The sequence below is a fragment of the Nocardioides sp. J9 genome (assembly GCF_007829375.1).
Classification (GTDB): domain Bacteria; phylum Actinomycetota; class Actinomycetes; order Propionibacteriales; family Nocardioidaceae; genus Nocardioides.
This window is the reverse complement of the sequence record NZ_VLJQ01000132.1, coordinates 20,594-42,417: the sequence shown is the minus strand read 5'-3', so window position 1 is coordinate 42,417 and position 21,824 is coordinate 20,594. Positions and strand designations below refer to the sequence as shown.

The window sequence follows — 21,824 nt, the reverse complement described above, 5'->3', positions numbered from 1 at the left end:
GGGGTCAAGCCGACACGCCGCAACTCAAAAGTTTCTCTGATCAAACTCTTCCCCACGAGTCACATCCGGCCCTATTCTCACGCAGAGGCGTCCGCAGGGTTCACAGCTGGGGAAGGCGGTGACGGACGCGCAGAAAGCGTGGGTTGTCATGGCTCCTACATCGCGCGAGCGTCCCGAGTCCCTACCGGACCCCAAGTTCCTGACGATCGCCGAGGTCGCCTCGGTGATGCGGGTCTCCAAGATGACCGTCTACCGACTGGTCCACAACGGCGAGCTGCCCGCGGTGCGGGTCGGCCGGTCGTTCCGGGTCACCGAGGACGACGTCAACGAGTACCTCCGCAAGTCCTTCTACTCCGCTGGATAGCGCGAGCGCGTCGCCGCTGGGCGCCGCGCTGCCGCGCGCGCAGTTGGCTCCGGCAGGTGGCTGGGTTCGCCTGGCGTCAAGGCGTGCGCAGGTGGCGCGAGCGCGTCGCCTGCTCCCGGTGGTTGAGGTGCGAGGCCGCCCGCGGCCGAGCCTCGAAACCTCCGGGCCCTGACGGCGGGCTGTGCCGGGCACGGCCAGCGTCCGATGTCGGCGGTCGGGGCCTCGCTCGAGTGGTCGGTCCTGACTCGTTGAGTAGTCACTTCCGGCCCGTCGAGTAGTCACTTCCGGCCGGTCGAGACGTCGCTTCTGGCCGGTCGAGAGGTCACTTCTGGCCGGTCGAGAGGTCCAGCACCTGCGTCGCCTCGTCGGTGCGGCCGGCGTCGAGGAGGTCCACGAAGGCGGTCGCGGCCGGTGTCGGCTCCACGACCGGCGAGGTGGCCCCGGACGACACGGCTGCATCCCTCCTCGGTGCGGTCCTTCGGGGCCAGCGTACGGCGGCGGGGCAGTCGGCGGCCTGCAACGGTGCCCGAGCACCGTGATGCGATCTTCATCCCACCGCAGCCGCTGATTCACCTCGCCTGTGCCCTGCCCGATAGGCTGGCCCGGTGCTCCGGGACCTGCCCGGGGCGTCGTACGTACCGCCGGACGAGCCTCGTCCGGCGCTCCGGAGAGGTTCCACGTGGGTTCTGTCATCAAGAAGCGCCGCAAGCGCATGGCGAAGAAGAAGCACCGCAAGCTGCTGAAGAAGACGCGCGTCCAGCGTCGCAAGCTCGGCAAGTAAGGCTCGTCGGGCACACCAGCCTGCCGTCGCCGGTGCGCGCGTGCGCACCGGCCTGGTCCTGAGGAGTTGGGATGGGCGCCGGCCGCACGGTCCTGGTCACCGGGGTCTCTCGCGACCTCGGTCGGACATTCGCGCGCACGCTCGCCAACGACCCCGGGGTCGATCGGGTGATCGGCGTCGACGTCATCCCTCCCCGCGGGGACCTGGGTGACGTCACCTTCGTGCGCGCTGATATCCGGAACCCGGTGATCGCCAAGGTGATCGCGCGGGAGGACGTCGACACCGTCGTCCACATGAGCGTCATCGCCACCCCCGGCTCCGCCGGCGCGCGCGGCACGATGAAGGAGCTCAACGTCATCGGGACGATGCAGCTCCTCGCCGCCTGCCAGAAGGCCGAGAGCGTGCGCCACCTCGTCGTGAAGTCGTCGACGACCGCGTACGGCGCGAGCAGCCGCGACCCCGCGATGTTCACCGAGGACATGGAGCCCCGGCGTCCCCCGCGCACCGGCTACGCGAAGGACGTCGCGGAGGTGGAGGGCTACGTGCGCGGCTTCGCGCGCCGCCGGCCCGACGCCACGGTGACCCTGCTGCGCTGCGCGAACGTGATCGGCCCGCGGGTCGTGAGCCCGCTGGCGTCGTACTTCCGCCTGCCGGTGATCCCCACCGTGCTCGGCTTTGACCCGCGGCTGCAGTTCCTGCACGAGAGCGACCTCTACCGGGTGCTGCGGCACTCGGTGCTCAGCGGCGTCCCGGGGACGTTCAACATCGCCGGCGACGGGCTGCTGATGCTCACCCAGGCCGTGCGCCGGCTGGGTCGCACCAGCGTGCCGCTGCCGGCGCCCGCCTTCGCCAGCATCGGCTCGTTCCTGAAGTCGGCGCGGATGGCTGAGTTCTCGCCCGAGATGGTCGCCTTCCTCACCTACGGTCGCGGTGTCGACACCACGCGGATGCGCACCGAGCTCGGCTTCGAGCCGACGTACACGACTGCCGAGGCGTTCGAGGAGTTCTGCGCCTCCCTGCCGCCCGGTGGCCACCGCGCGGTCCGGGCCCTCGGTGCCCTGGCCGACCACCTCCCGCCGGTCGACGAGGACCGTCCCGCCCAGCTCACCGTTGCCGGAGGCAAGGATGGCTGACGCCGAGATCATCCCGATCGGAACCCGCGGCCGCCCGGGCCGCGGCACCGGCACCCGCCCGTCGTCCGCCGCCCGGGGCCTGGCCCCCAAGGGCGCGCGCAAGCCGGACGGCAAGGCTGCCGGCAAGCCGGCCGAGGAGCCCGCCGGCACGAGCGAGACGTCGGAGTCGGCCAGCAAGCCGGCCAGCACCGCCGCGTCGAAGCCCGCCGCGCGCAAGCCGGCGGCCCGCAAGCCGGCAGCGGACCAGCCGGCCCCCGCCCCGGCCGTCGAGACGCCGGCCGCGGACGCCGCCGCGCCGTTCACTGCTGCGGCGCGCACCGAGGAGCGCGGCCTCAGCCCGCTCGCCGGCATCCCGGCCGGCGACTGGCTGGCTGCCTTCCAGCACGCCGCCCGCGAGCTCTTCGGTGACCAGTGGGAGCCGCAGCTGGCCCACTTCCTCGCCTTCCTGCGCCGTCGCGTCAGCGGCGAGTACGCCGTCGACGAGTACGGCTTCGACGCCGAGCTCACCCAGCGCTTCTTCATGGCCGCGCTGCGCCCGATCGCGCAGAAGTGGTTCCGCATCGAGGTCCGCGGGGTCGAGAACATCCCGACCGACGGCGGCGCCCTCGTGGTGTCCAACCACTCCGGCACCATCCCGGTCGACGGGCTGATGACGATGGTGTCGATCCACGACCACACCGGTCGCCACCTGCGCCCGCTCGGCGCGGACCTGGTCTTCCGGCTGCCGTTCGTCGGCACGCTGGCCCGCAAGGGCGGCGCCACCCTGGCCTGCAACGAGGACGCCGAGCGCATGCTGCGCGGCGGCGAGCTGGTCGGCGTGTGGCCGGAAGGCTTCAAGGGCATCGGCAAGCCGTTCTCCGAGCGCTACAAGCTGCAGCGTTTCGGCCGCGGCGGCTTCGTGTCCGCCGCCCTGCGCACCGGGGTCCCGATCGTGCCGCTCTCGGTCGTCGGCGCCGAGGAGATCTACCCCCTCGTGGGCAACATCCCCTCGCTGGCCCGGCTGCTCGGCGTGCCGTACATCCCGATCACGCCGTTCTTCCCGCTGCTCGGCCCGCTCGGCCTCGTCCCGCTGCCCTCGAAGTGGCTGCTGGAGTTCGGCGAGCCCATCCGCACCGACGAGTACGACGACGGCGCGGCCGAGGACCCGATGCTGGTCTTCAACGTGACCGACCAGGTCCGCGAGACCATCCAGCAGACCCTCTACACGCTGCTGGTGCAGCGCGAGGGCGTCTTCAAGTAGTCCCACCTGGCAGTCCCACCTGACCTGCGCGTCCAGGCGGGGGGTCGCCGGTCAGGTACGCCCGCCGGTCCCCGGCAGGTCGCTCGACCGACGCCGCACGGGCGTGACGAGTTGCCGGACGACGGACGGGGGTCGTCGTACCGCTGGTGGGGCGGTGGCTACTTGAGCAGGCCGCCGAGCAGGCCGCCGACACCGTCGAGCAGCGTGCCCACGACGCCGGGCTCGGCGCTCTGGCTCGGGGCCGGCGTCGAGCCGCCGCCACCGGTGCCACCGCCGCCGATGCCGCCGACACCCTTGGTGATGTCGTCGACGACCTCGCCGACCTTCTTGGTCACCGGGGCCAGGGGGCCCTCGGTCGTCGGCGCGTCGGTCGGGGCGGTGCCGTCGGTCGGCTTCGTGCCCGGGTCGGGCTTCTTCGCCGGCTTGACCTTGGCCGGCGCGGTGATGTCGGCCTGGTCGATGACCGGCACGTCGAGGAGCGCCTTGACCTCCTCGATCGCGGCGAGGTCGGGCAGGCGGGTGATGCCACCGTCGGCGCAGGTCGGGCAGGCCTCCCAGGCCGCCGCGTCGACCTGGCGCACCGTCTGGGTGGCCGTGATCAGCGGGGCCCGGACCTCCTCGGGCACGACCGGGCCGAGCGCGCCGAGCACGTCCATGCTGTCGGCGGCGAACGCGCGCAGGTCCGCGATGCCCTCGCCCTTGCCGGTGGCCTGGTAGTCCTCGAGGGTGAGCTCGGAGGCCTGCTGGGCCTGCGCGGTGAAGTCCTCGAGCGTCGAAGCGATGACCTCGGCGTCGGCGGATATGGCGGTGAGCTCCTGCACCTCGGCGAGGCGGGCCTCGGCGTGCGAGATCAGGGAGCCTGCCTTCGAGGCGGGCTTGGACTGGAGGTTGGTCTCGGCGTTCTCGATCGCACGCTTGACCGGGTAGAGCACGTCGCCGGGCAGCGCGCTCTGCGAGGCCATCGCCATCGAGCCGGTCGCGGAGACCACGGCGAAGCCACCGACGACGGCGGCCAGGCGGCGCTCGCGGGAGCCGCGGCGCTGGCGCGGGGTCAGCCGCGCGGCGAGCTTCTCCTCCGCCTCGACGGGCGCGCGCTCGGCGGCCGCGACGAGCTGCGAGCGCAGCGAGGACACGAACTCCGGGCGGGCCTCGACGGGCGGCACGGCACGGAGCGCGGCGACGAGGTCGAGCAGCTCGGCGTTCGCCTCGCTGTCGGCGGCGCGACCGGAGACGAGCGCGTCGAACTCCTCGGCGCTCCCTCGCGACCAACCGTTCCCGCGCATCACGACGTCCGTCCTCGTGTCCAGGGGGCCAGGGCAGCCCCGATCTCCGTACGACAGACCAACGACCCGACGGCGCCCGCGGTTACGGTGCGAGTGGCCATGGATCCATGGCCCGAAATGACTACGTGCAGCGGGGCCCTCATCGGATCCCCTCCGGCATCAATTTGGCGAGGTTTCGCACCCCGCGCAGCTGCAGCTGCTTGATCGCGCCGTCGCTGCGACCCAGGGCGGCGGCCGTCTCGGCGATGCTCAGGCCCTGCAGGAAGCGCATGATCAGGCAGTCGCGCTGCTCGTTCGGCAGCTTGGTGAGGGCGTCCAGCAGGATCTCGTTGGTGAGGCTGGCGAGGACGGCGTTCTCCGGGCCCTCGGTCGCGTCGTCGTGCTGACCCATGTCCTCGGTGGTCAGCTCGAGGCGGGTGCGGCCGGCCTTGAAGTGGTCGGTGGCCAGGTTGCGCGCGATGGTCATCAGCCAGGCGCCGAAGTCCTTGCCCTGCCACCGGAAGGACGGCATGTTGCGCAGCGCGCGGAAGAAGGTCTCCGAGCACAGGTCCTCGGCCACCACGACCGAGCGGGTCCGGTAGTAGAGGAAGCGGTAGACCGACGGCTGGTAGTGGTCGTAGAGCAGGCCGAACGCCTCGGCGTCGCCGCCGCGGGCCAGCTCGACCAGGCCGATCAGCCGCTCGCGCTCCTCGGGGGAGTCCTCCGAGGAGGTGGCGAGGGTGGAGTCGTTGTAGCCGCTGCCGGRGCCGCGCTCGAAGCCGTCCTCGGTCTCCGCGTGGGCCTCGCTGAGCAGCCAGCCGCCGGTACGACGGACCGGGCTCGCGCCCGCAGCACCCGCAGGACCGGCGGCCACGGCGAGGGCCGGCTCGAGGGTGAGCGCAGCGACGACTGCGGCGCGCAGGGCATCCAGCCCGCGCGCGACGTCGCTCCGATCCCAGGACATACCCGGTCCCCTCCCTGTTACCCCCGGTCGCGATCCTACGGTGGATCCTCGCGCAGTGGTACCGGAACCCGAGAACCGACCGGTCGCGATTCCCGGTCGCGACTAGTCCTTCCGGGCCATCCCCACGGTAGTCATCCGGGGGTGCGGGTCAACCGCCGTGACGCCGGATCTGGCGCCGCACGAGCGTTCCGGCCAGGGCCGCCCCGGTCGCGGCGGAGCCGACCACGAGCCCGGCCCGGGCCGCCTTGCGCCCGGTGCGGTAGTCACGGATCCGCCAGCCGTGGGCACGGGCGTGCGCGCGCAGCTTCGGGTCCGGGTTGATCGCGCACGGGTCCCCGACGAGGCCGAGCATGGGCAGGTCGTTGTAGGAGTCGCTGTAGGCGGAGCAGGCCGACAGGTCGAGCCCCTCCCGCTCGGCGAGCGCCCGCACCGCGACCGCCTTCGCCGGGCCGTGCAGCATGTCGCCCACCAGCCGCCCGGTGTAGACGCCGTCGACGTGCTCGGCCACCGTGCCCAGGGCGCCGGTCAGGCCCAGCCGCCGGGCGATCAGGCTCGCGATCTCGATCGGCGCCGCCGTCACCAGCCACACCCGCTGGCCCTGGTCGAGGTGCATCTGGGCCAGTGCGCGGGTCCCCGGCCAGATCCGGTGCGCCATCGCCTCGTCGAAGATCTCCTCGCCGATCTCCTCCAGCTCCTGCACCGTGTGCCCGGCGATGAAGGCGAGCGCCGAGTTGCGGGCCTCGGCGACGTGCTCGGGGTCCTCGACGCCGACGACGCGGAAGTAGGCCTGCTTCCACGCGGCGCCGAGCAGGTCGCGGGTGGTGAAGAAGTCGCGACGGTAGAGCCCGCGGGCGAGGTGGAAGATGCTCGCACCCTGCATGACGGTGTTGTCGACGTCGAAGAACGCCGCGGCGTTCGGGTCCGCCGGCTGGGCGAGCGCGGTCTCGACCTCCGCGGCAGCCGCCTCACCGGCGAGCTTCGAGCGCTGCTGGAGGTTCAGGCGGCGAGGCCGGTCGGCCGACGATCCCATGTGATCACTCTAGAGATCACAGTCCTCGGCTGGGTGCCGGATCGGCCGTAGGATCGCGGGCATGTCCCTGAGCGACGCCGCGACAGCTCCCGACGTGGCCGCGCTGGTCCAGGCCGCGGCCGAGGACGCCCCCGACCGGCTTGCCGTCGTCGAGGCCGGTGGCCGCGGGCTGACCTGGGCCGAGCTCGACGAGGAGGTCGGCCGCGTCGCGTCCGGCCTCGGCGCCGCCGGCGTGCTCGCCGGCCACCGGGTGATGATCGCGATGGGCAACCGCATCGAGTTCGTCACCACCTACCTCGGCGTGCTGCGCACGCAGGCGGTCGCCGTGCCGGTCAACCCCCTCTCGACCGCGGTAGAGATCGCCGGGATGCTCGTCGACTCCGGCGCCCGGATGCTCGTGGTCGACGCCGACGCCGACGCCGCCGACCGGGCCCGCGAGGCGCTCGCCCGCACCGAGGTCGCGGCCGCCGCCGGCGACGAGGGTCGCCCGCTGCCCCGGCTGGTCCTCGTCGGCGCCGAGCCGGCCGACGGCGAGGTGTCGTACGACGACCTGCGGGCCGTCGAGCCGCGCCCGGTCCCGCCGCTCCCGGACCCCGAGAAGCTGGCCGTGCTCCTCTACACCAGCGGCACCTCCGGGCTGCCCCGCGCCGCGATGCTGACCCACCGCGCGCTGCTGGCCAACGTCGACCAGGTCGCCGCGGTCGAGCCGGCGATGATCCGCTCCGACGACGTCGTGCTCGGCGTGCTGCCGCTCTTCCACGTCTACGGCCTCGGCGCCGTGCTCGGCGGCGTGGTCCGCCACCGCGCCAAGCTCGTCCTGGCCGACCGGTTCGACCCCGAGGGCACCCTCGACCTGATCGAGGACGAGGCGTGCAGCGTCGTCCCGGTCGCGCCGCCGGTGTTCGCCGCGTGGCAGGGCGTCGAGGCGCTCGCCGAGCGGATGGGTCCGGTGCGGATGATCCTGTCGGGGTCCGCGCCGCTGTCCGCCGAGGTCGTCGAGCAGTTCAGCGAGCTCGCCGGCGTGCCGGTCCACCAGGGCTACGGGCTCACCGAGGCCGCGCCCGTCGTCACCACCACCCTGCTCTCCACCGGCGCGAAGCCGGGCTCGGTCGGCGCCGCGCTGCCGGGCATCGACGTGCGCCTCGTCGACGACGAGGGCCGGCCGCTGGAGGGCACCGAGGCCGACGACGCGGGCGAGATCCAGGTCCGCGGGGCCAACCTGTTCAGCGGCTACTGGCCCGACGGCGCCGACGGGCCCGACGCGGACGGCTGGTGGTCGACCGGCGACGTGGGCTTCCTCGACGCCGACGGCGACCTCTTCCTCGTCGACCGGGTCAAGGAGCTGGTGATCGTCTCCGGCTTCAACGTCTACCCGACCGAGGTGGAGGCCGTGCTCGGCGAGGTCGACGGCGTCCGGCAGGTCGCCGTCCTCGGCGCGCCCGACGAGCAGACCGGCGAGGCCGTCGTCGCCTACGTCGTGCCCGGCGACGGGACCGGCGAGGACCAGCTCGTCGACGCGGTCCGCGCCGCCGCACAGGAGCGGCTGGCGCCGTACAAGCGGCCGAGCCGGGTCGAGGTCGTCGCCACCTTGCCGCGCACCGTCACGGGCAAGGTCCGCAAGGGGATGCTCCGCGGCTACGAGCGCCGCAAGGCACTGGGCATACTCGAGTCGTGAGCACCGGACCGAGCCCGACCGCGCCGCGGGTGACCCTCTACGGCCGCCCCGGCTGCCACCTCTGCGACGACGCCCGCGCGGTGATCGAGGCGGTCTGCGCCGAGCTCGGGGAGAGCTACGTCGAGGTCTCCATCGACGACGACCCCGAGCTGGGGGACCGCTTCGCCCACGAGATCCCGGTGACCTTCGTCGACGGCAAGCAGCACGACTTCTGGCGGGTCAGCCCCGACCGGCTGCGCCGCGCCCTCACCGGCGGCGCCGGCCGCTGACCCGCGCTCGGTATCGTCGCCCAGCGTGCCCGCCCCCGCCGTCGCTCCCCGGTCGCGCCGGGCCGCCGTCGTGGTCGGGACGCTGGTCGTCCTGGCGCTGCTCCTGCTGAGCCACTCGTTCGGGCGCGCGGAGCCGACCGGCAACTACCGGCCGCCGATGACGCCGGACACGCTGCTGACCGGCTGCTACCCGCTGCCCGGCGACGCGCGGCTCGACCTGCCCCACCAGGTGCGGCGTGACAAGGACGTGAGCACCCGGGACGGCGCCCGTCGCCGCCTGCAGGGCCAGTACGACCTCGTCGGCCGGGACGAGGCCGAGGCCCGGCTGGTCGCCGCCTTCGAGGAGGTCGGCTTCACCGAGGCGCCGGACACCGGGGGAGCGGACGCCGGGGGAGGGGACGGCAGCCGGACCCTGCGCCGCGGCGGTGAACGGGTGACCATCACTGTCACCCCGTTGCCCGGCACCGGCGAGGGAGACCTGGTCCGCGGGGAGTTCGTGCTCGACCTCCCGGTCGTCGCGGTCGCCCGACCCGACGACCCGGTCTGCCAGGACCGCTCCGCGACCAAGCGGTGGGTGGAGGCGTCGTGGTGGCCGTGGTGAGCGCGCCCGGCTGGACCGGGCGGTGGCCGGACCGCTTGCCGCCCGCCCCCGTGCTCCTCGGCTGGCTGGTCGCCGGGCACGTGCTGCTCAAGGTCGCGATGTTCCCGCTCGTGGTGTCGGCGCCGCCGTACGGCGACGAGCAGGCCTACGCCAACGGCGCGATGGCCCTGTCCAACGCGGTGCGCGACCTCTTCGCGTTCACGTCCCCCGACACGGCCGAGCTCGACTGCAACGTCGTCGCGTCCGGCTGGTTCATGCCCGGCATGTCGATCCTCATGGCGCCGGTCTACGTCGTCTTCCCCGACGCCGGGCCCGCCCTGGTCCGCGGCTGGTGCGCCCTGATGACGATCGCGCTGCACGTCGCGGTCGTGCGCAGCCTGGTCCGGGTGCTCGGCCACCGCTGGGCGGTCGCCTACGCCGCGTTCCCCGGGCTGGTGCCGATGTACGCGTTCTTCGGCTTCGGCGCCTGGGGCGACCTCGCGGCCGGCTCGGTGCTCGCGCTGCTGGCCCTGCGGCTGTTCGAGCTCGGCCGCGGCCTGCGGCACGGTGCCGCGCCCACCCTGCGCGACGGGGTCGTGCTCGGGCTGCTCGCGATCGCGACGCTCTACCTGCGCGCCAGCACGTCGGTTCTCCTGGTCGGCCTCGGCGCCGTGGCCCTGGCCGGGGCGCTGGTGCTCCTGCGCGGACGCGAGCGCTGGCGCGCGGTCGGGGCGGGCGCCGCCGGGGGAGCGGTCTTCCTCGTCCTGCTCGCCCCGTGGGCGCTCTACGCGTCCCACGTCCTCGACGCCCGGGTGGTGACCACGACGACCCTGGCCACCTCGCGCGGCAACTCCTTCGGCGACCCGCACCAGCTCTGCTTCGGCCGGTGCGACCCGGACAGCCCGGAGTGGTTCAAGCCGGTGCGCTACGCCCGTGAGGTCGCCCGCGCGACCGGCACGAACGAGGTCGAGGTGCTCGGCGAGATGTCGTCGTACGCGCGCCGCGACGTCACGCTCGACAGCTACCTCGAGGACGTCGCCCTCTACCTGGCGGCCTACTCGCTGCAGCCGGCCGTCTTCGTCGACCACGTCTCCACCCCGGCCGAGCGCAACGTCGCCGAGACCGCCGGGGCGTGGACGGTGATGGGCACGACCTGGCTGGTCTACTTCCCGGTGCTGCTGCTGGTCGCGGTCTCGCTGTTCACCGTCGTACGACGCAGCCTGGAGGCCCGGCTCCTCGACGTCGTGGTCAAGCTCTGCATCGGCGGCCTGCTGCTCCAGCCCTTCTTCCACGTCGCGGGCGGGCGGTACTGGACCACCGCCGCACCGTTGTGGGGCCTGGCCGCGGCCTCCCTCGTGGTGGAGTGGCTGGTGCGCACCGGACGGCTCGCCGCCCCGGCCACCGGGGTGGTCACCGACCGCGACGCGGCGGTGGAGACCTGGCTCGGGCGCATCCAGCGCCTGCTGACGGTCGCGGTTGCTGTGGTGGCCCTCGCGCTCCTCCTTGCCGTCGTGGTCCCGTGAAGGGGTCACTAGGCTCAGGCGGCATGCGCGACCGTGACGACTCGACCGGCCCCCGCCGGATCGCCTACGTCCTCCCCGTCTACAACGAGGAGGACAACATCGAGGTGTTCCACGCCGCGCTCGTGGAAGCCACCGACAAGCGCCCGGACCTCGACTTCGAGTTCGTGTACGTCGACGACGGCAGCCGCGACGCCTCGCTGGAGCGGCTCGTCGAGCTGCGTGCGCAGGACCCCCGGGTCACCGTCGTCCAGTTCTCCCGCAACTTCGGCCACCAGCTGGCCGTCACCGCCGGCCTGGACCTGGTCGCCGAGGCCCGCGACGCCGACGCCGTGGTCGTCATGGACACCGACCTCCAGGACCCGCCGCTGGTCAGCCTCGAGATGATCGACCGCTGGGAGGAGGGTGTCGAGGTCGTCTACGCCCAGCGTCGTACCCGCAAGGACACGGCGTTCAAGCGGGCCACCGCGTGGGGCTTCTACTGGGTGCTCGACCGGCTGGCCTCGATCGAGATCCCGCGCAACGTCGGCGACTTCCGGTTGATGGACGCCCGCGTCGTCGCCGAGGTCGCCCGCTACCGCGAGCACGACCGCTTCCTGCGCGGCATCGTCGCCCACGTCGGCTTCCGGCAGGAGGCGCTGCTCTTCGACCGCGACGAGCGGTACGCCGGGCGCACCGGCTACCCGCTGCGCAAGATGATCGGCTTCGCGGCGAGCGGCATCATCGGCTTCTCCACGACGCCGCTGAAGCTGATCTCGCGCATCGGCTACGCGATCTCGCTCTTCAGCGTGCTGCTGGCCTGCTACGTCCTCTTCGTCCGGCTGTTCCGCCCCGAGGACTCGGTGCCCGGGTGGGCGTTCCTCGGCGTCGGCATGTTCATGCTCAGCGGGATCCAGCTGGTGATGATGGGGGTGATCGGCAGCTACCTCGGGCGGGTCTACGTCGAGGCCCAGGACCGGCCGCTCTACACGGTCGCGATGGTCGCCCGCGACGCGGGCGACGCGCGCACCGACCCGCGCCGGCACCGCGACATGGGTGTCCTCGACCCCGGGGCGAAGCCCTGAGTGGTCGCGGGGCGGCGGTCCGGTTCGCCGCCGTCGGCGTGTGCAACACCGCCATCGACGCGGCCCTGTTCTTCCTGCTTCACGACCACCTCGGCATCACCCTCGCCAACCTGGTCTCGAGCACCGCCGGCATGGTCTTCAGCTTCGTGGTCAACGGGCTGTTCACCTTCCGCGCCGACCGGCTCACCCTGCGCCACGCCGCCCTGTTCGTCGCGACCACCGGCGCGGTGATGTGGGTGGCGCAGCCGCTGCTGATCCACGGCTGGCTGTGGCTGCTCGAGCAGGGACCGGAGGTCGCCGCGGCCGGGCTCGGGGCCGCCGACGTGCGGATCGCGGGGGCCAAGCTGGCGGCGATCGCCTGCTGCCTGGTGCTGAACTTCCTCGCCTACCGCTTCGTGGTCTGGCCGGTGGAGCACCGCGAGCAGCCTGTGGCACGCTGACCTGCGGCAACGTTCTGCTGAGAGCCCTCTCAGGTGCCGCGGTGCGTGGCCCGCGCCACGGCGGCGCCGAGGGCACAGGATGGGCACATTCCGGCCGATTTCTCCAATTTTGTTCTCACGTTCACAAACTCCTACAGTGAACGAGTCGCGCCCCATGGGACAGGTCGGCGCGGCTGGAAAGTGGAGCTGTGACCGCACGGAGTTCGACTGACGCCACCCGGGTGATCCCGGAGGCCACCGTCGCCCGCCTGCCTGTCTACCTGCGGGCGCTGACGGCGCTGGCCGACAACGGCATCCGCACCTGCTCGAGCGAGGACCTCGCGTCCGCAGCCGGGGTCAACAGCGCCAAGCTGCGCAAGGACCTGTCCTACCTCGGCAGCTACGGCACCCGCGGCGTCGGGTACGACGTCGACTACCTGCGCTACCAGATCGCCCGCGAGATCGGCGTCACCCAGGACTGGCCGGTCGTCATCGTCGGCATCGGAAACCTCGGCCACGCGCTCGCCAACTACTCCGGCTTCCGCAGCCGCGGCTTCCGGGTCGTCGCGCTGCTCGACGCCGACCCGGCCCTGATCGGGCAGACCGTCGCGGGGGTGGAGGTGCAGCCCTTCGACGACCTCGAGGAGATCGTCCGCACCCACGACGTCGCCATCGGCGTCATCGCCACGCCGGCGTTCGCCGCCCAGGACGTCGCCGACCGCATGGTCGCGATGGGCATCACCAGCATCCTCAACTTCGCCCCGGCCGTGCTGACCGTGCCCGAGGGCGTGGACGTGCGCAAGGTCGACCTGTCGATCGAGCTGCAGATCCTCGCCTACCACGAGCAGCGCAAGGCCGGTGGGGCCACGCAGGGCGCCGCAGCAGCGGCCGCTGCCACCGACGGAGGTGCCGCATGAGCGTCCTGGTGGTGGGCATCTCCCACAACTCCGCGCCGATGTCGCTGCTCGAGCGCGTCGCCCTCGACGAGGACGGCATCCACAAGCTGATGGCCGACGCCGCCTCCTTCGAGCACGTCTCCGAGGCGACCGTCATCGCGACCTGCAACCGCCTCGAGGTCTACACCGAGGTCGAGCGCTTCCACGGCAGCATCGAGCAGATCTCCCGGCTCCTGGTCGACCGCGCCGGCGAGTCGACCGAGGCGATGCTCCCGCACCTCTACGTCCACTACGACGACGGCGCGATCTCGCACCTCTTCCAGGTCGCCGCGGGCCTCGACTCCATGGCCGTCGGCGAGGGCCAGATCCTCGGCCAGACCCGTGAGGCGCTGCGCCGCGGCCAGGAGCTCGGCACCGTCGGGCCCGCACTCAACTCCCTCTTCCAGCAGGCGCTGCGCGTCGGCAAGCGCACCCGCGCCGAGACCGGCATCGACCAGGTCGCCCCGACGCTGGTCACCGCCGCCCTCGAGGAGACCGCGAAGGTCGTCGGCGACGTCGCCGGCAAGGACGTCGTCGTCGTCGGTGCCGGCGCGATGGCCGGGCTGGCCACCGCGACCGTGCGCCGCCTCGGCGCCGGCCGGCTCACCGTCGTCAACCGCTCCGCCGACCGCGCCGAGCGCCTCGCCGCGCAGTACGACGGCCACGCCGCCCCGCTGGGGCAGCTCGGTGCCGAGCTCGCGCGCGCCGACGTCGTCATCTCCTGCACCGGCTCGGCCGGCACCGTCATCGACGTCCCGCAACTGGCCGCCGCCCGGGTGGGCAGCGACCGGCCGCTCGGGCTGATCGACCTCGCGCTGCCGCACGACATCGACCGCGACGTGCGCGACCTGCCGGGCGTCTCCCTGGTCGGCCTGGCCGAGCTCGCCGAGCTCCTCCAGGGCGGGGTGACCGGCCGCGAGGTCCTCGAGGTCCGCCGCATCCTCGGCGAGGAGGTCACCGCCTTCCTCGCCGCCCGCCGCCAGGCCAGCGTCACCCCGACCGTGGTCGCGCTCCGCTCGATGGCGACCAACGTCGTCGACGCCGAGATGAGCCGCCTCGAGAGCCGCCTGCCGGACCTCGACGAGACCACCCGCAACGAGATCCGCCACGCGGTGCGCCGCGTCGCCGACAAGTTGCTCCACGAGCCCACCGTGCGCGTCAAGGAGCTCGCGAACGAGCAGGGCGCGGTGTCCTACGCCGCCGCGCTCGCCGAGCTCTTCGCGCTCGACCCCGAGGCCGTCGACGCCGTGACCCGCCCGATCGGCGTCGAGGAGGCAGGCTCGTGACCATCACCTCCCTGCGCATCGGCACCCGTCGCAGCGCGCTGGCCACCACCCAGTCCGGGCACGTCGCCGACGCCCTGCGCGAGCTCGCCGGCATCGAGACGCCGCTGGTGGAGATCACCACCGACGGCGACCGCAGCCAGGCCGAGAACACCCCGCTCGCCGGCGCCCCGTCGACCGGCGTGTTCGTCAGCGCCCTGCGTGACGCGCTGCTGGCCGGCGAGGTCGACGTGGCTGTGCACTCGCTGAAGGACCTGCCGACGTACGCCGAGGAGGGGATCACCCTCGTCGCCGTACCCCCGCGCCAGGACCCGCGCGACGTGATCGTCGCCCGTGACGGCCTCACCCTCGGCGAGCTGCCCGTCGGCAGCCGCGTCGGCACCGGCTCGCCGCGCCGGGTCGCGCAGCTCGAGGCGCTCGGCCTCGGCCTGGAGATCAGCGGCCTGCGCGGCAACGTCGACACCCGCATCGGCAAGGTCCGCTCCGGCGAGCTCGACGCGGTCGTCCTCGCGCGTGCCGGCCTGGCCCGCCTCGGCCGCGCCGACGAGGCGACCGAGGTGCTCGACCCGCTCCAGGTGCTCCCGGCCCCCGGCCAGGGCGCGCTCGCGGTGGAGTGCCGCAGCGACGACGCCGAGACGATCGCGCTGCTCGCGCAGCTCGACGACCCGGCCACCCGGGCCGCGATCAGCGCCGAGCGCACCCTGATGGCCCACCTCGAGGGTGGCTGCGCCGCCCCGATCGGAGCCCTGGCCGAGCTGGCCGAGGGCGACGACGGCCCCGAGATCTGGCTGCGGGCGGTGATCCTCTCGCCCGACGGCGCCCTGTCGGTGCGTCGGTCCGGGTCGGCCCCGCTCGGCGCCGAACCCGCCGGCTGGCCGGCGGCCGCGGCCGCGCTGGGTGCGTCCGTCGCCGCCGAGATGCTCGAGGACGGCGCCGGCGACCTGGTCGGACCACCCGGCCCGCCACCCCACGGAGACCAAGTCCCCCCATCCGCACGACCTGCAGAGGTGCACAACGCATGACGCGAGCCACGACAGCCAAGTCGGCTGCCCCGACTCCCGCCCCCCAGGCCAAGCCCGGCGGTGTTGCCTTCGTCGGCACCGGCCCCGGTGACCCGGACCTGCTGACGGTGCGTGCGGTCAAGCTCATCGAGGACGCCGACGTCGTCGTCACCGAGGACCCCGCCCACGCCGACCTGGTCCGCGTCGTACGCGCCCGGGCCGCGACCGTCGGCGAGGACACCACCGACGAGCTCGAGGTCGTCGACGGCGGCTTCGGCGAGGACGGCCAGCCGCTGACCCACGCCGCCCGCGCGAAGGTGGTGCTGAAGCAGGCCAAGCGCGGCCTGCGCGTCGTGCGCCTCCTCGGCGGCGACCCGTTCCTCTACGCCTCGGGCCCCGAGGAGGCGCAGGCCGTCGCCAAGGCCGGCATCGCCTTCGAGGTCGTCCCCGGCGTCTCGTCGATCGGTGCGGTCCCGGCGTACGCCGGCATCCCGCTGACCACCAAGGACCACCGCGAGGTGGCCGTGGTGACCTGCGGCGACAAGGTCGACTGGAGCCGCTACGCCGACTCCCCGACCCTCGTCCTGCTCTCGGCGGTCGGCCAGATCGGCGACATCGCCAAGCAGCTGATCGCGATCGGCCGCAAGCCGGAGACCCCGGTCGCGATGACCCGCGTCGGCACCACCACCGAGCAGCAGACGGTCACCTCGACCCTCGAGCGGATCGCCGCGGACGCCCGCGCCGCCCGGATCGCGCCGCCGGCCATCACGGTCATCGGCTCGGTCGTCGACCTGCGCGAGAAGCTGTCGTGGTTCGAGACCAAGCCGCTGTTCGGCTGGCGCGTCCTGGTGCCTCGCACCAAGGAGCAGTCCGCCTCGCTCTCGCAGCGCATCCGCGAGTTCGGCGGCGTGCCGGAGGAGGTCCCGACCATCTCGGTCGAGCCGCCGCGCAACCCGCAGCAGATGGACAAGGCCGTCCGCGGCCTCGTCGAGGGCCGCTACGAGTGGATCGCGTTCACCTCGGTCAACGCCGTCAAGGCGGTCCGGGAGAAGTTCGAGGAGTACGGCCTCGACGCCCGTGCCTTCTCCGGCCTCAAGATCGCCGCGGTCGGCGACAAGACCGCCGAGGCGATCGCGAACTGGGGCCTGCGCGCCGACCTGGTGCCCTCCGGCGAACAGTCCGCCGCCGGCCTCCTCGAGGACTGGCCCGAGTACGACGAGCAGCTTGACCCGATCAACCGGGTCTTCCTGCCGCGTGCCGACATCGCGACCGAGAACCTCGTCGCCGGCCTGATCGACCTCGGCTGGGAGTGCGACGACGTCACGGCGTACCGCACCGTCCGGGCCGCCCCGCCGCCGGCGCCGACCCGCGACGCGATCAAGACCGGCAAGTTCGACGCCGTCGTCTTCACGTCGTCCTCGACCGTGCGCAACCTCGTCGGCATCGCCGGCAAGCCGCACCCGTCGACGGTCATCGCCGTCATCGGGCCCGCCACGGCGAAGACCGCCGAGGAGCACGGCCTGCGCGTCGACGTGATGGCCCCCAAGCCGGACGTCGACCTGCTCGTCGAGGCCCTCGCCGGCTTCGGTGCCGAGCGCCGCGCCGCGATGATCGAGGCGGGGGAGCCGGTCACGAAGCCGAGCGACCGCAAGCCGTCCTCGCGCCGCAAGAAGGCCTGACCCCCGCCAGCCCGGTCCTCCACCGGCCCCGCCCCCGTCATCCGGGGCGGGGCCGGTGCCGTTCTCCCCAGCGACCCCGTCGGGACGTCACTCCTGGCGCGTCGAGACGTCAGTTGTGGCGCGTCGAGACGTCAGCTGTGGCCCGTCGAATGGTCAGTTGGGGCACGTCGAGTGGTCGCGTCCCGCGCGTACGCCGGCCGTGACGTCTCGACGGGCCAGAAGTGACCACTCAACGGGCCACAACTGACGTCTCGACGAGCCCGAAGTGACCCTTCAACCCGCCACGAGTGACGCCTCGACCGTCCGGTGGGGACGGCGTGGCGGGCGCTCCTAGGATGGACGGGTGACCGACCTCGCCCGTCCCGTCGTCCGCCCGCGCCGCCTGCGCACCACCCCCGCGATGCGGGACCTGGTCGCCGAGACCACCCTGCGCCCGGCGCAGCTGGTGCTCCCGATGTTCGTGCGGGAGGGGGCGAGCGAGCCGGCGCCGATCAGCTCCATGCCGGGCGTCGTCCAGCACAGTCGCGACTCGCTGCGCCGCGCCGCGACGGAGGCCGCCGAGGCCGGCCTGCGCGGGGTGATGCTCTTCGGCGTCCCGCAGGCCAAGGACGCCGACGGCACCGGCGCCACCGACCCCGACGGCATCCTCAACGTCGCCATCGCCGACGTCGTCAGCGAGGTCGGCGACGCGCTCGTGGTGATGGGCGACCTGTGCCTCGACGAGTTCACCGACCACGGCCACTGCGGGGTGCTCACCCCCGAGGGCACCGTCGACAACGACGCCACCCTGGCCCGGTACGCCGACATGGCGGTCGTGCAGGCGCAGGCCGGCGTCCACATGGTCGGCCCCAGCGGGATGATGGACGGCCAGGTCGCCGTCGTGCGCGACGCGCTCGACGCGGCCGGCTTCACCGACGTGGGCATCCTCGCCTACTCCGCGAAGTACGCCTCCGCCTTCTTCGGTCCCTTCCGCGAGGCCGTCGACAGCTCGCTCGAGGGCGACCGGCGCACCTACCAGCAGGACGCCCGCAACGGCCGCGAGAGCATCCGTGAGGTGCTCCTCGACATCGAGGAGGGTGCCGACATCGTCATGGTCAAGCCCGCCCTGGCCTACCTCGACGTGCTGCGCCGCGTCGCCGACGCCGCCGGCGAGCTCGGCGTGCCGACGGCGGCGTACAACATCTCGGGGGAGTACGCCATGGTCGAGGCCGCCGCCAACGGCTGGATCGACCGCGAGGCCGCCATCCTCGAGACCCTCACCGCGATCAACCGCGCCGGCGCGGACGTGATCCTCACCTACTGGGCCACGGAAGCCGCCGGCCTGCTGGGCTGAACTGCACTGAACTGCACTGAACTGCGCGAGCGTGTCGCCTGTCGAGGCCTGCGCGCGGGCGCTCGCAGGCTCGGCCCGCACTTGYCCTCGACGCGCCTGCGGCGCGGGCGCCACGCTGCCGCGCCGCGGTTGTCTTGCGTAGGGCCTGCCTCCGCCTGGCGGCGAGGCGGAGGTAGGCGGGCGGGCGTTGCTCCCGGTGGTTGAGGTGCGAGGCCGCCCGCGGCCGAGCCTCGAAACCGCCGGGCCTTCTCTGGCGGACTGTGGTGGCCCCAGTCCGGCGCAGCCGTGCGGGTGGTGTCGAGGTTCGGCGCAGGAGCGATCCGCAGTGCTGGCTGCCCGAGCGTGTCGCCTGTCGTGCGTCGGTCCTGCCGCCGCCCGGCGGCAAGCCGTGGGAGTCGCGGCGGGAAATGACAAGAGCCCCGGCCTGGGGGGTGGGCCGGGGCTCTTGCGGGTCGGTCTGCGCTACTTGCCGAGTCCGTAGCTGAGCAGGCAGTTGAGCAGCTGCAGGCTCTGCGTCAGCTTCGGGTAGGCGGCCTGGCACTCGCTGCGGGCCTCCGCCTTGGTGAGCGGGCCGAGCAGGCCGGCGATCAGGTTCGAGGTCACCGTGCCGACGCCCTCGTCGATCGTCTCGACCGTCTCCTTGACGGCCTCGGCGCCCTTCTGGATCGGCTCGGGCAGCTTGCCGCCGCCGGTGCTGCTGCCGCCGGCGGAGCCGCCGTTCGAGCCGCCCGTGGAGCCGCCGGTCGAGCTGTTGCCCTTGCGGCCCTTGGTGGTCTTCGGGCCGTCGACGTTGAAGCTCGGCGGCTCGGGCACGACGTAGCCAGCGGCGGTCGTGTTGTTCGGGACCGAGGTGAAGTCACCCTCGAGGTAGGCGTTCATGATCCGCAGGACCAGGTCGACGTACGCGTCGCTGTGGTTGTAGCGGAAGACGGCCGCGCGCTGGCCGGCGACCGTGGAGAGGTCGCCGTCGCCGGAGCAGAGGTAGACGGCGGCGGCGAGCGCAGCGTCGTCGATGTCCTGCGGGTTGCGGGAGGCGTCGTCGTCGGCGTCCACGCCCACGACCTGCCAGGTCGACGGGATGAACTGCATCGGGCCGACGGCGCGGTCCCACTGGGTGTCGTTGTCGTAGACGCCGGCGTCGGTGTCCGAGATCGCCTTCGTGCCGTTCTTGCCGTTCAGCGGGATGCCGTAGATGCCGGGGGTCGCCACGCCGTCGTCGTTGAGGACGTTGCCGCCGAAGCGGCCGTGGTCGGACTCCACGCGGCCGATCGCGGCGATCAGCTGCCAGGTGATGTTGCAGGTCTTGTCGGCGGAGTTGATGACCGTCTCGGCCCGCTGGTACGCCGCCAGGGCGGCCGCGGGGATCGCGTTGGTCGACGCCGCGTTGACGATGCCCGCCGCGTTGCCGCCGTTGAGGCCCTCCACCTCAGCGGGGTCGGACAGGCTCGCCGGGTCCTCGATGGACTCCTCGGGCACCGAGGTGCCGTCGGTGACCTGGCCCGGGCTCGGGGCCGCGACGACCGGGGCCGTCACGCCGCCGATGCCGGCGACGGAGGCCGTCCACGCTGCCGACAGCAGAGCGAGCGGAATGATGGTGGCGGCGCGCTGCAGCCGTCCCAGACGCTTCCTCGACATGTACCGTCTCTCTCCCCTGGCCACCACCGGTGGCCTTCTCGCGTGGGCCGCTCCCTCTAAGCCCCCACCTGTACGCCGGCCGCTCCGACCGACCCACGGTGGGACCGTCGAGACGGGCGCGACACCTGGTCAACGAATCGTGACACAGCGGGGTTACGGGTGTCACATGATCCAGCCCACAATGCGGGCGGTGTGGTAGGTGTCCGCGACACGGCGACACCGGATCCGGTGCCACCCCCGCGCGGGCCCGCGCGTTCAGGCGGCTCTCAGGAAGCGACGGCGATGTCGGCCGGTCAGGGTCGATCGGTGACAATGCTTCGGTGCCCGATCTCGAGACCACCGGCGTGACCAGCGGCTCCGACGACCTCTTCGCCCGGGCCCGAGCGGTGACCCCGGGCGGGGTCAACTCGCCGGTGCGTGCGTTCAACGCCGTCGGCGGCACCCCGCGCTTCATCCGCTCCGCCTCCGGCCCCTGGCTGACCGACGTCGACGGCAACACCTACGTCGACCTGATCTGCTCCTGGGGGCCGATGCTCCTGGGCCACGGCCACCCGGCCGTGCTCGAGGCCGTGCAGGCCGCGGTGGCCCGCGGTACGTCGTACGGCACGCCCACGGAGGGCGAGGTCGCCCTCGTCGAGGCGATCGTCGAGCGCACCCCCGTCGAGCGGTTGCGCCTGGTCTCCTCCGGCACCGAGGCGACGATGTCGGCGATCCGGCTCGCCCGTGGCTTCACCGGCCGCGACGTCGTCGTGAAGTTCGCCGGCTGCTACCACGGCCACGTCGACTCGCTGCTCGCCTCGGCCGGCTCCGGGCTGACCACCTTCTCCATCCCCGGCACCCCCGGCGTCCCGGCCAGCTCCACCGAGCTCACCCTGGTGCTGCCCTACAACGACCGCGACGCGGTGACGGCGGCCTTCGCCGAGCACGGCGACCGGATCGCCTGCCTGATCACCGAGGCCGCCCCCGGCAACATGGGCGTGGTCCCGCCGGCGCCCGGCTTCAACCAGTTCCTCGCCGAGACCTGCCGCGCCCACGGGGCGCTGTTCATCAGCGACGAGGTGATGACCGGCTTCCGCGTCTCGCGCAGCGGCCAGTGGGGCACCGACGGCGCCGTCGAGGGCTGGGCGCCGGACCTGATGACCTTCGGCAAGGTGATGGGTGGCGGCCTGCCCGCCGCGGCCTTCGGCGGCCGCGCCGACGTCATGAGCCACCTCGCGCCGGAGGGGCCGGTCTACCAGGCCGGCACCCTGTCCGGGAACCCCGTCGCCACCGCCGCCGGCCTCGCCACGCTCACCGCGGCGACCGACGAGGTCTACGCCCGCCTCGACGAGGTCGCCGACGCCCTGCGCGCCGGCGTCACCGAGACGTTCACCGCCGCCGGCCTCCCGCACGTCATCCAGTCGACCGGCTCGATGTTCTCGGTCTTCCTCACCGAGGAGCCGGTGACGAGCTACGCGGAGGCGCAGCGCACCGACGTGCCGGCGTACGCCGCGCTCTTCCACTCCATGCTCGACCAGGGCGTGCACCTGCCGCCGTCGGCCTACGAGGCGTGGTTCGTCTCGGCCTCGCACGACGACCGGGCCGTCCAGCAGGTCCTCGACGCCCTGCCGGCGGCCGCCCGCGCCGCGGCCGCGCGATGGCCGACCGTGTCGCCGAG

Annotated in this window: 21 protein-coding genes; 16 read left to right on the top strand and 5 right to left on the bottom strand. The window is 73.1% G+C overall.

Features of this window, described 5'->3' with window-relative positions; genetic code table 11:
• Positions 1-148 precede the first annotated feature (148 nt).
• Positions 149-364, top strand: a complete 216-nt coding sequence (locus tag L615_RS21890; RefSeq protein WP_028655585.1) for a helix-turn-helix domain-containing protein — start codon at positions 149-151, stop codon at positions 362-364.
• A gap of 322 nt (positions 365-686) precedes the next feature.
• On the opposite strand, the gene L615_RS24515 is transcribed toward L615_RS21890, so the two are convergent.
• The gene (locus L615_RS24515) at positions 687-815 is read right to left on the bottom strand and encodes a hypothetical protein (RefSeq protein ID WP_261376816.1); all 129 of its coding nucleotides are present in this window, start codon (positions 813-815) and stop codon (positions 687-689) included.
• Positions 816-1,043: 228 nt separating this feature from the next.
• Between L615_RS24515 and L615_RS21885 the strand changes: the two genes are divergently transcribed.
• The 3 genes from L615_RS21885 (at position 1,044) to L615_RS21875 (ending at position 3,518) form a co-directional block, all read left to right on the top strand.
• Entirely contained in the window at positions 1,044-1,145 is a 102-nt protein-coding gene (locus tag L615_RS21885; RefSeq protein WP_008356322.1) for a 30S ribosomal protein bS22, read from the top strand.
• Between the two features lie 71 nt (positions 1,146-1,216).
• The gene (locus tag L615_RS21880; RefSeq protein WP_051485740.1) at positions 1,217-2,278 is read left to right on the top strand and encodes an SDR family oxidoreductase; all 1,062 of its coding nucleotides are present in this window, start codon (positions 1,217-1,219) and stop codon (positions 2,276-2,278) included.
• Complete coding sequence (locus tag L615_RS21875) at positions 2,271-3,518, top strand: lysophospholipid acyltransferase family protein (protein WP_145726461.1); 1,248 nt, start codon at positions 2,271-2,273, stop codon at positions 3,516-3,518. Before L615_RS21880 ends, L615_RS21875 begins: the two co-directional genes overlap by 8 nt.
• A gap of 158 nt (positions 3,519-3,676) precedes the next feature.
• Here L615_RS21875 and L615_RS21870 read toward each other — a convergent pair whose 3' ends face one another.
• From L615_RS21870 to L615_RS21860, 3 genes are all read right to left on the bottom strand, one after another.
• Complete coding sequence (locus L615_RS21870; protein ID WP_261376820.1) at positions 3,677-4,801, bottom strand: DUF5667 domain-containing protein; 1,125 nt, start codon at positions 4,799-4,801, stop codon at positions 3,677-3,679.
• Positions 4,802-4,940: 139 nt separating this feature from the next.
• Entirely contained in the window at positions 4,941-5,744 is an 804-nt protein-coding gene (locus L615_RS21865; RefSeq protein ID WP_145726459.1) for a sigma-70 family RNA polymerase sigma factor, read from the bottom strand.
• Between the two features lie 148 nt (positions 5,745-5,892).
• Complete coding sequence (locus L615_RS21860; RefSeq protein ID WP_145726458.1) at positions 5,893-6,774, bottom strand: HAD family phosphatase; 882 nt, start codon at positions 6,772-6,774, stop codon at positions 5,893-5,895.
• A 61-nt stretch (positions 6,775-6,835) separates the two neighbouring features.
• Here L615_RS21860 and L615_RS21855 point away from each other — a divergent pair, with 61 nt between their 5' ends.
• The 11 genes from L615_RS21855 to hemB all read left to right on the top strand — a co-directional run bounded on the left by L615_RS21855 (position 6,836) and on the right by hemB (position 18,532).
• The gene (locus tag L615_RS21855; protein WP_145726457.1) at positions 6,836-8,449 is read left to right on the top strand and encodes a class I adenylate-forming enzyme family protein; all 1,614 of its coding nucleotides are present in this window, start codon (positions 6,836-6,838) and stop codon (positions 8,447-8,449) included.
• Positions 8,446-8,718: a glutaredoxin family protein gene (locus L615_RS21850; RefSeq protein ID WP_028655591.1), complete on the top strand. Its 273-nt coding sequence runs from the start codon at positions 8,446-8,448 to the stop codon at positions 8,716-8,718. The genes L615_RS21855 and L615_RS21850 overlap by 4 nt, the downstream gene beginning before the upstream one ends.
• A gap of 25 nt (positions 8,719-8,743) precedes the next feature.
• On the top strand, positions 8,744-9,319 hold the full coding sequence (locus L615_RS21845) for a hypothetical protein (protein ID WP_145726456.1): 576 nt from the start codon (positions 8,744-8,746) through the stop codon (positions 9,317-9,319).
• Complete coding sequence (locus tag L615_RS21840; RefSeq protein ID WP_145726455.1) at positions 9,307-10,821, top strand: hypothetical protein; 1,515 nt, start codon at positions 9,307-9,309, stop codon at positions 10,819-10,821. The genes L615_RS21845 and L615_RS21840 overlap by 13 nt, the downstream gene beginning before the upstream one ends.
• A 23-nt stretch (positions 10,822-10,844) precedes the next feature.
• On the top strand, positions 10,845-11,882 hold the full coding sequence (locus tag L615_RS21835) for a glycosyltransferase family 2 protein (RefSeq protein ID WP_145726454.1): 1,038 nt from the start codon (positions 10,845-10,847) through the stop codon (positions 11,880-11,882).
• Positions 11,879-12,322, top strand: a complete 444-nt coding sequence (locus L615_RS23625) for a GtrA family protein (protein WP_261376819.1) — start codon at positions 11,879-11,881, stop codon at positions 12,320-12,322. The genes L615_RS21835 and L615_RS23625 overlap by 4 nt, the downstream gene beginning before the upstream one ends.
• Positions 12,323-12,510: 188 nt before the next feature.
• Positions 12,511-13,218, top strand: a complete 708-nt coding sequence (locus L615_RS21825; protein ID WP_051485743.1) for a redox-sensing transcriptional repressor Rex — start codon at positions 12,511-12,513, stop codon at positions 13,216-13,218.
• Positions 13,215-14,522 (top strand): glutamyl-tRNA reductase, encoded by a 1,308-nt coding sequence (locus tag L615_RS21820; protein WP_145726452.1) that lies wholly within the window; start codon positions 13,215-13,217, stop codon positions 14,520-14,522. Before L615_RS21825 ends, L615_RS21820 begins: the two co-directional genes overlap by 4 nt.
• Positions 14,523-14,524: 2 nt before the next feature.
• On the top strand, positions 14,525-15,541 hold the full coding sequence (gene hemC, locus L615_RS21815; RefSeq protein ID WP_145726485.1) for a hydroxymethylbilane synthase: 1,017 nt from the start codon (positions 14,525-14,527) through the stop codon (positions 15,539-15,541).
• Positions 15,538-17,199: a uroporphyrinogen-III synthase gene (locus L615_RS21810; RefSeq protein WP_028655595.1), complete on the top strand. Its 1,662-nt coding sequence runs from the start codon at positions 15,538-15,540 to the stop codon at positions 17,197-17,199. The genes hemC and L615_RS21810 overlap by 4 nt, the downstream gene beginning before the upstream one ends.
• Positions 17,200-17,542: 343 nt before the next feature.
• Positions 17,543-18,532, top strand: coding sequence for a porphobilinogen synthase (hemB, locus tag L615_RS21805; protein ID WP_145726451.1), 990 nt, complete (start codon positions 17,543-17,545; stop codon positions 18,530-18,532).
• A gap of 462 nt (positions 18,533-18,994) precedes the next feature.
• Here hemB and L615_RS21800 read toward each other — a convergent pair whose 3' ends face one another.
• Positions 18,995-20,167: a lytic murein transglycosylase gene (locus tag L615_RS21800; protein WP_145726450.1), complete on the bottom strand. Its 1,173-nt coding sequence runs from the start codon at positions 20,165-20,167 to the stop codon at positions 18,995-18,997.
• 320 nt (positions 20,168-20,487) lie between these two features.
• On the opposite strand from L615_RS21800, the gene hemL reads away from it, so the two are divergent.
• Positions 20,488-21,824 (top strand): glutamate-1-semialdehyde 2,1-aminomutase (gene hemL / locus L615_RS23620; protein WP_261376813.1); only part of this gene is annotated, 1,337 nt, incomplete at its 3' end.

Excerpts from the sequence above, each read along its gene's own strand:
- L615_RS21890 (WP_028655585.1), top strand. The coding sequence starts at position 149 with ATGGCTCCTACATCGCGCGAGCGTCCCGAGTCCCTACCGGACCCCAAG.
- L615_RS21880 (WP_051485740.1), top strand. The coding sequence starts at position 1,217 with ATGGGCGCCGGCCGCACGGTCCTGGTCACCGGGGTCTCTCGCGACCTC.
- L615_RS21875 (WP_145726461.1), top strand. The coding sequence starts at position 2,271 with ATGGCTGACGCCGAGATCATCCCGATCGGAACCCGCGGCCGCCCGGGC.
- L615_RS21870 (WP_261376820.1), bottom strand. The coding sequence starts at position 4,801 with ATGCGCGGGAACGGTTGGTCGCGAGGGAGCGCCGAGGAGTTCGACGCG.
- L615_RS21860 (WP_145726458.1), bottom strand. The coding sequence starts at position 6,774 with ATGGGATCGTCGGCCGACCGGCCTCGCCGCCTGAACCTCCAGCAGCGC.
- L615_RS21855 (WP_145726457.1), top strand. The coding sequence starts at position 6,836 with ATGTCCCTGAGCGACGCCGCGACAGCTCCCGACGTGGCCGCGCTGGTC.
- L615_RS21835 (WP_145726454.1), top strand. The coding sequence starts at position 10,845 with ATGCGCGACCGTGACGACTCGACCGGCCCCCGCCGGATCGCCTACGTC.
- L615_RS21820 (WP_145726452.1), top strand. The coding sequence starts at position 13,215 with ATGAGCGTCCTGGTGGTGGGCATCTCCCACAACTCCGCGCCGATGTCG.
- L615_RS21810 (WP_028655595.1), top strand. The coding sequence starts at position 15,538 with ATGACGCGAGCCACGACAGCCAAGTCGGCTGCCCCGACTCCCGCCCCC.
- L615_RS21800 (WP_145726450.1), bottom strand. The coding sequence starts at position 20,167 with ATGTCGAGGAAGCGTCTGGGACGGCTGCAGCGCGCCGCCACCATCATT.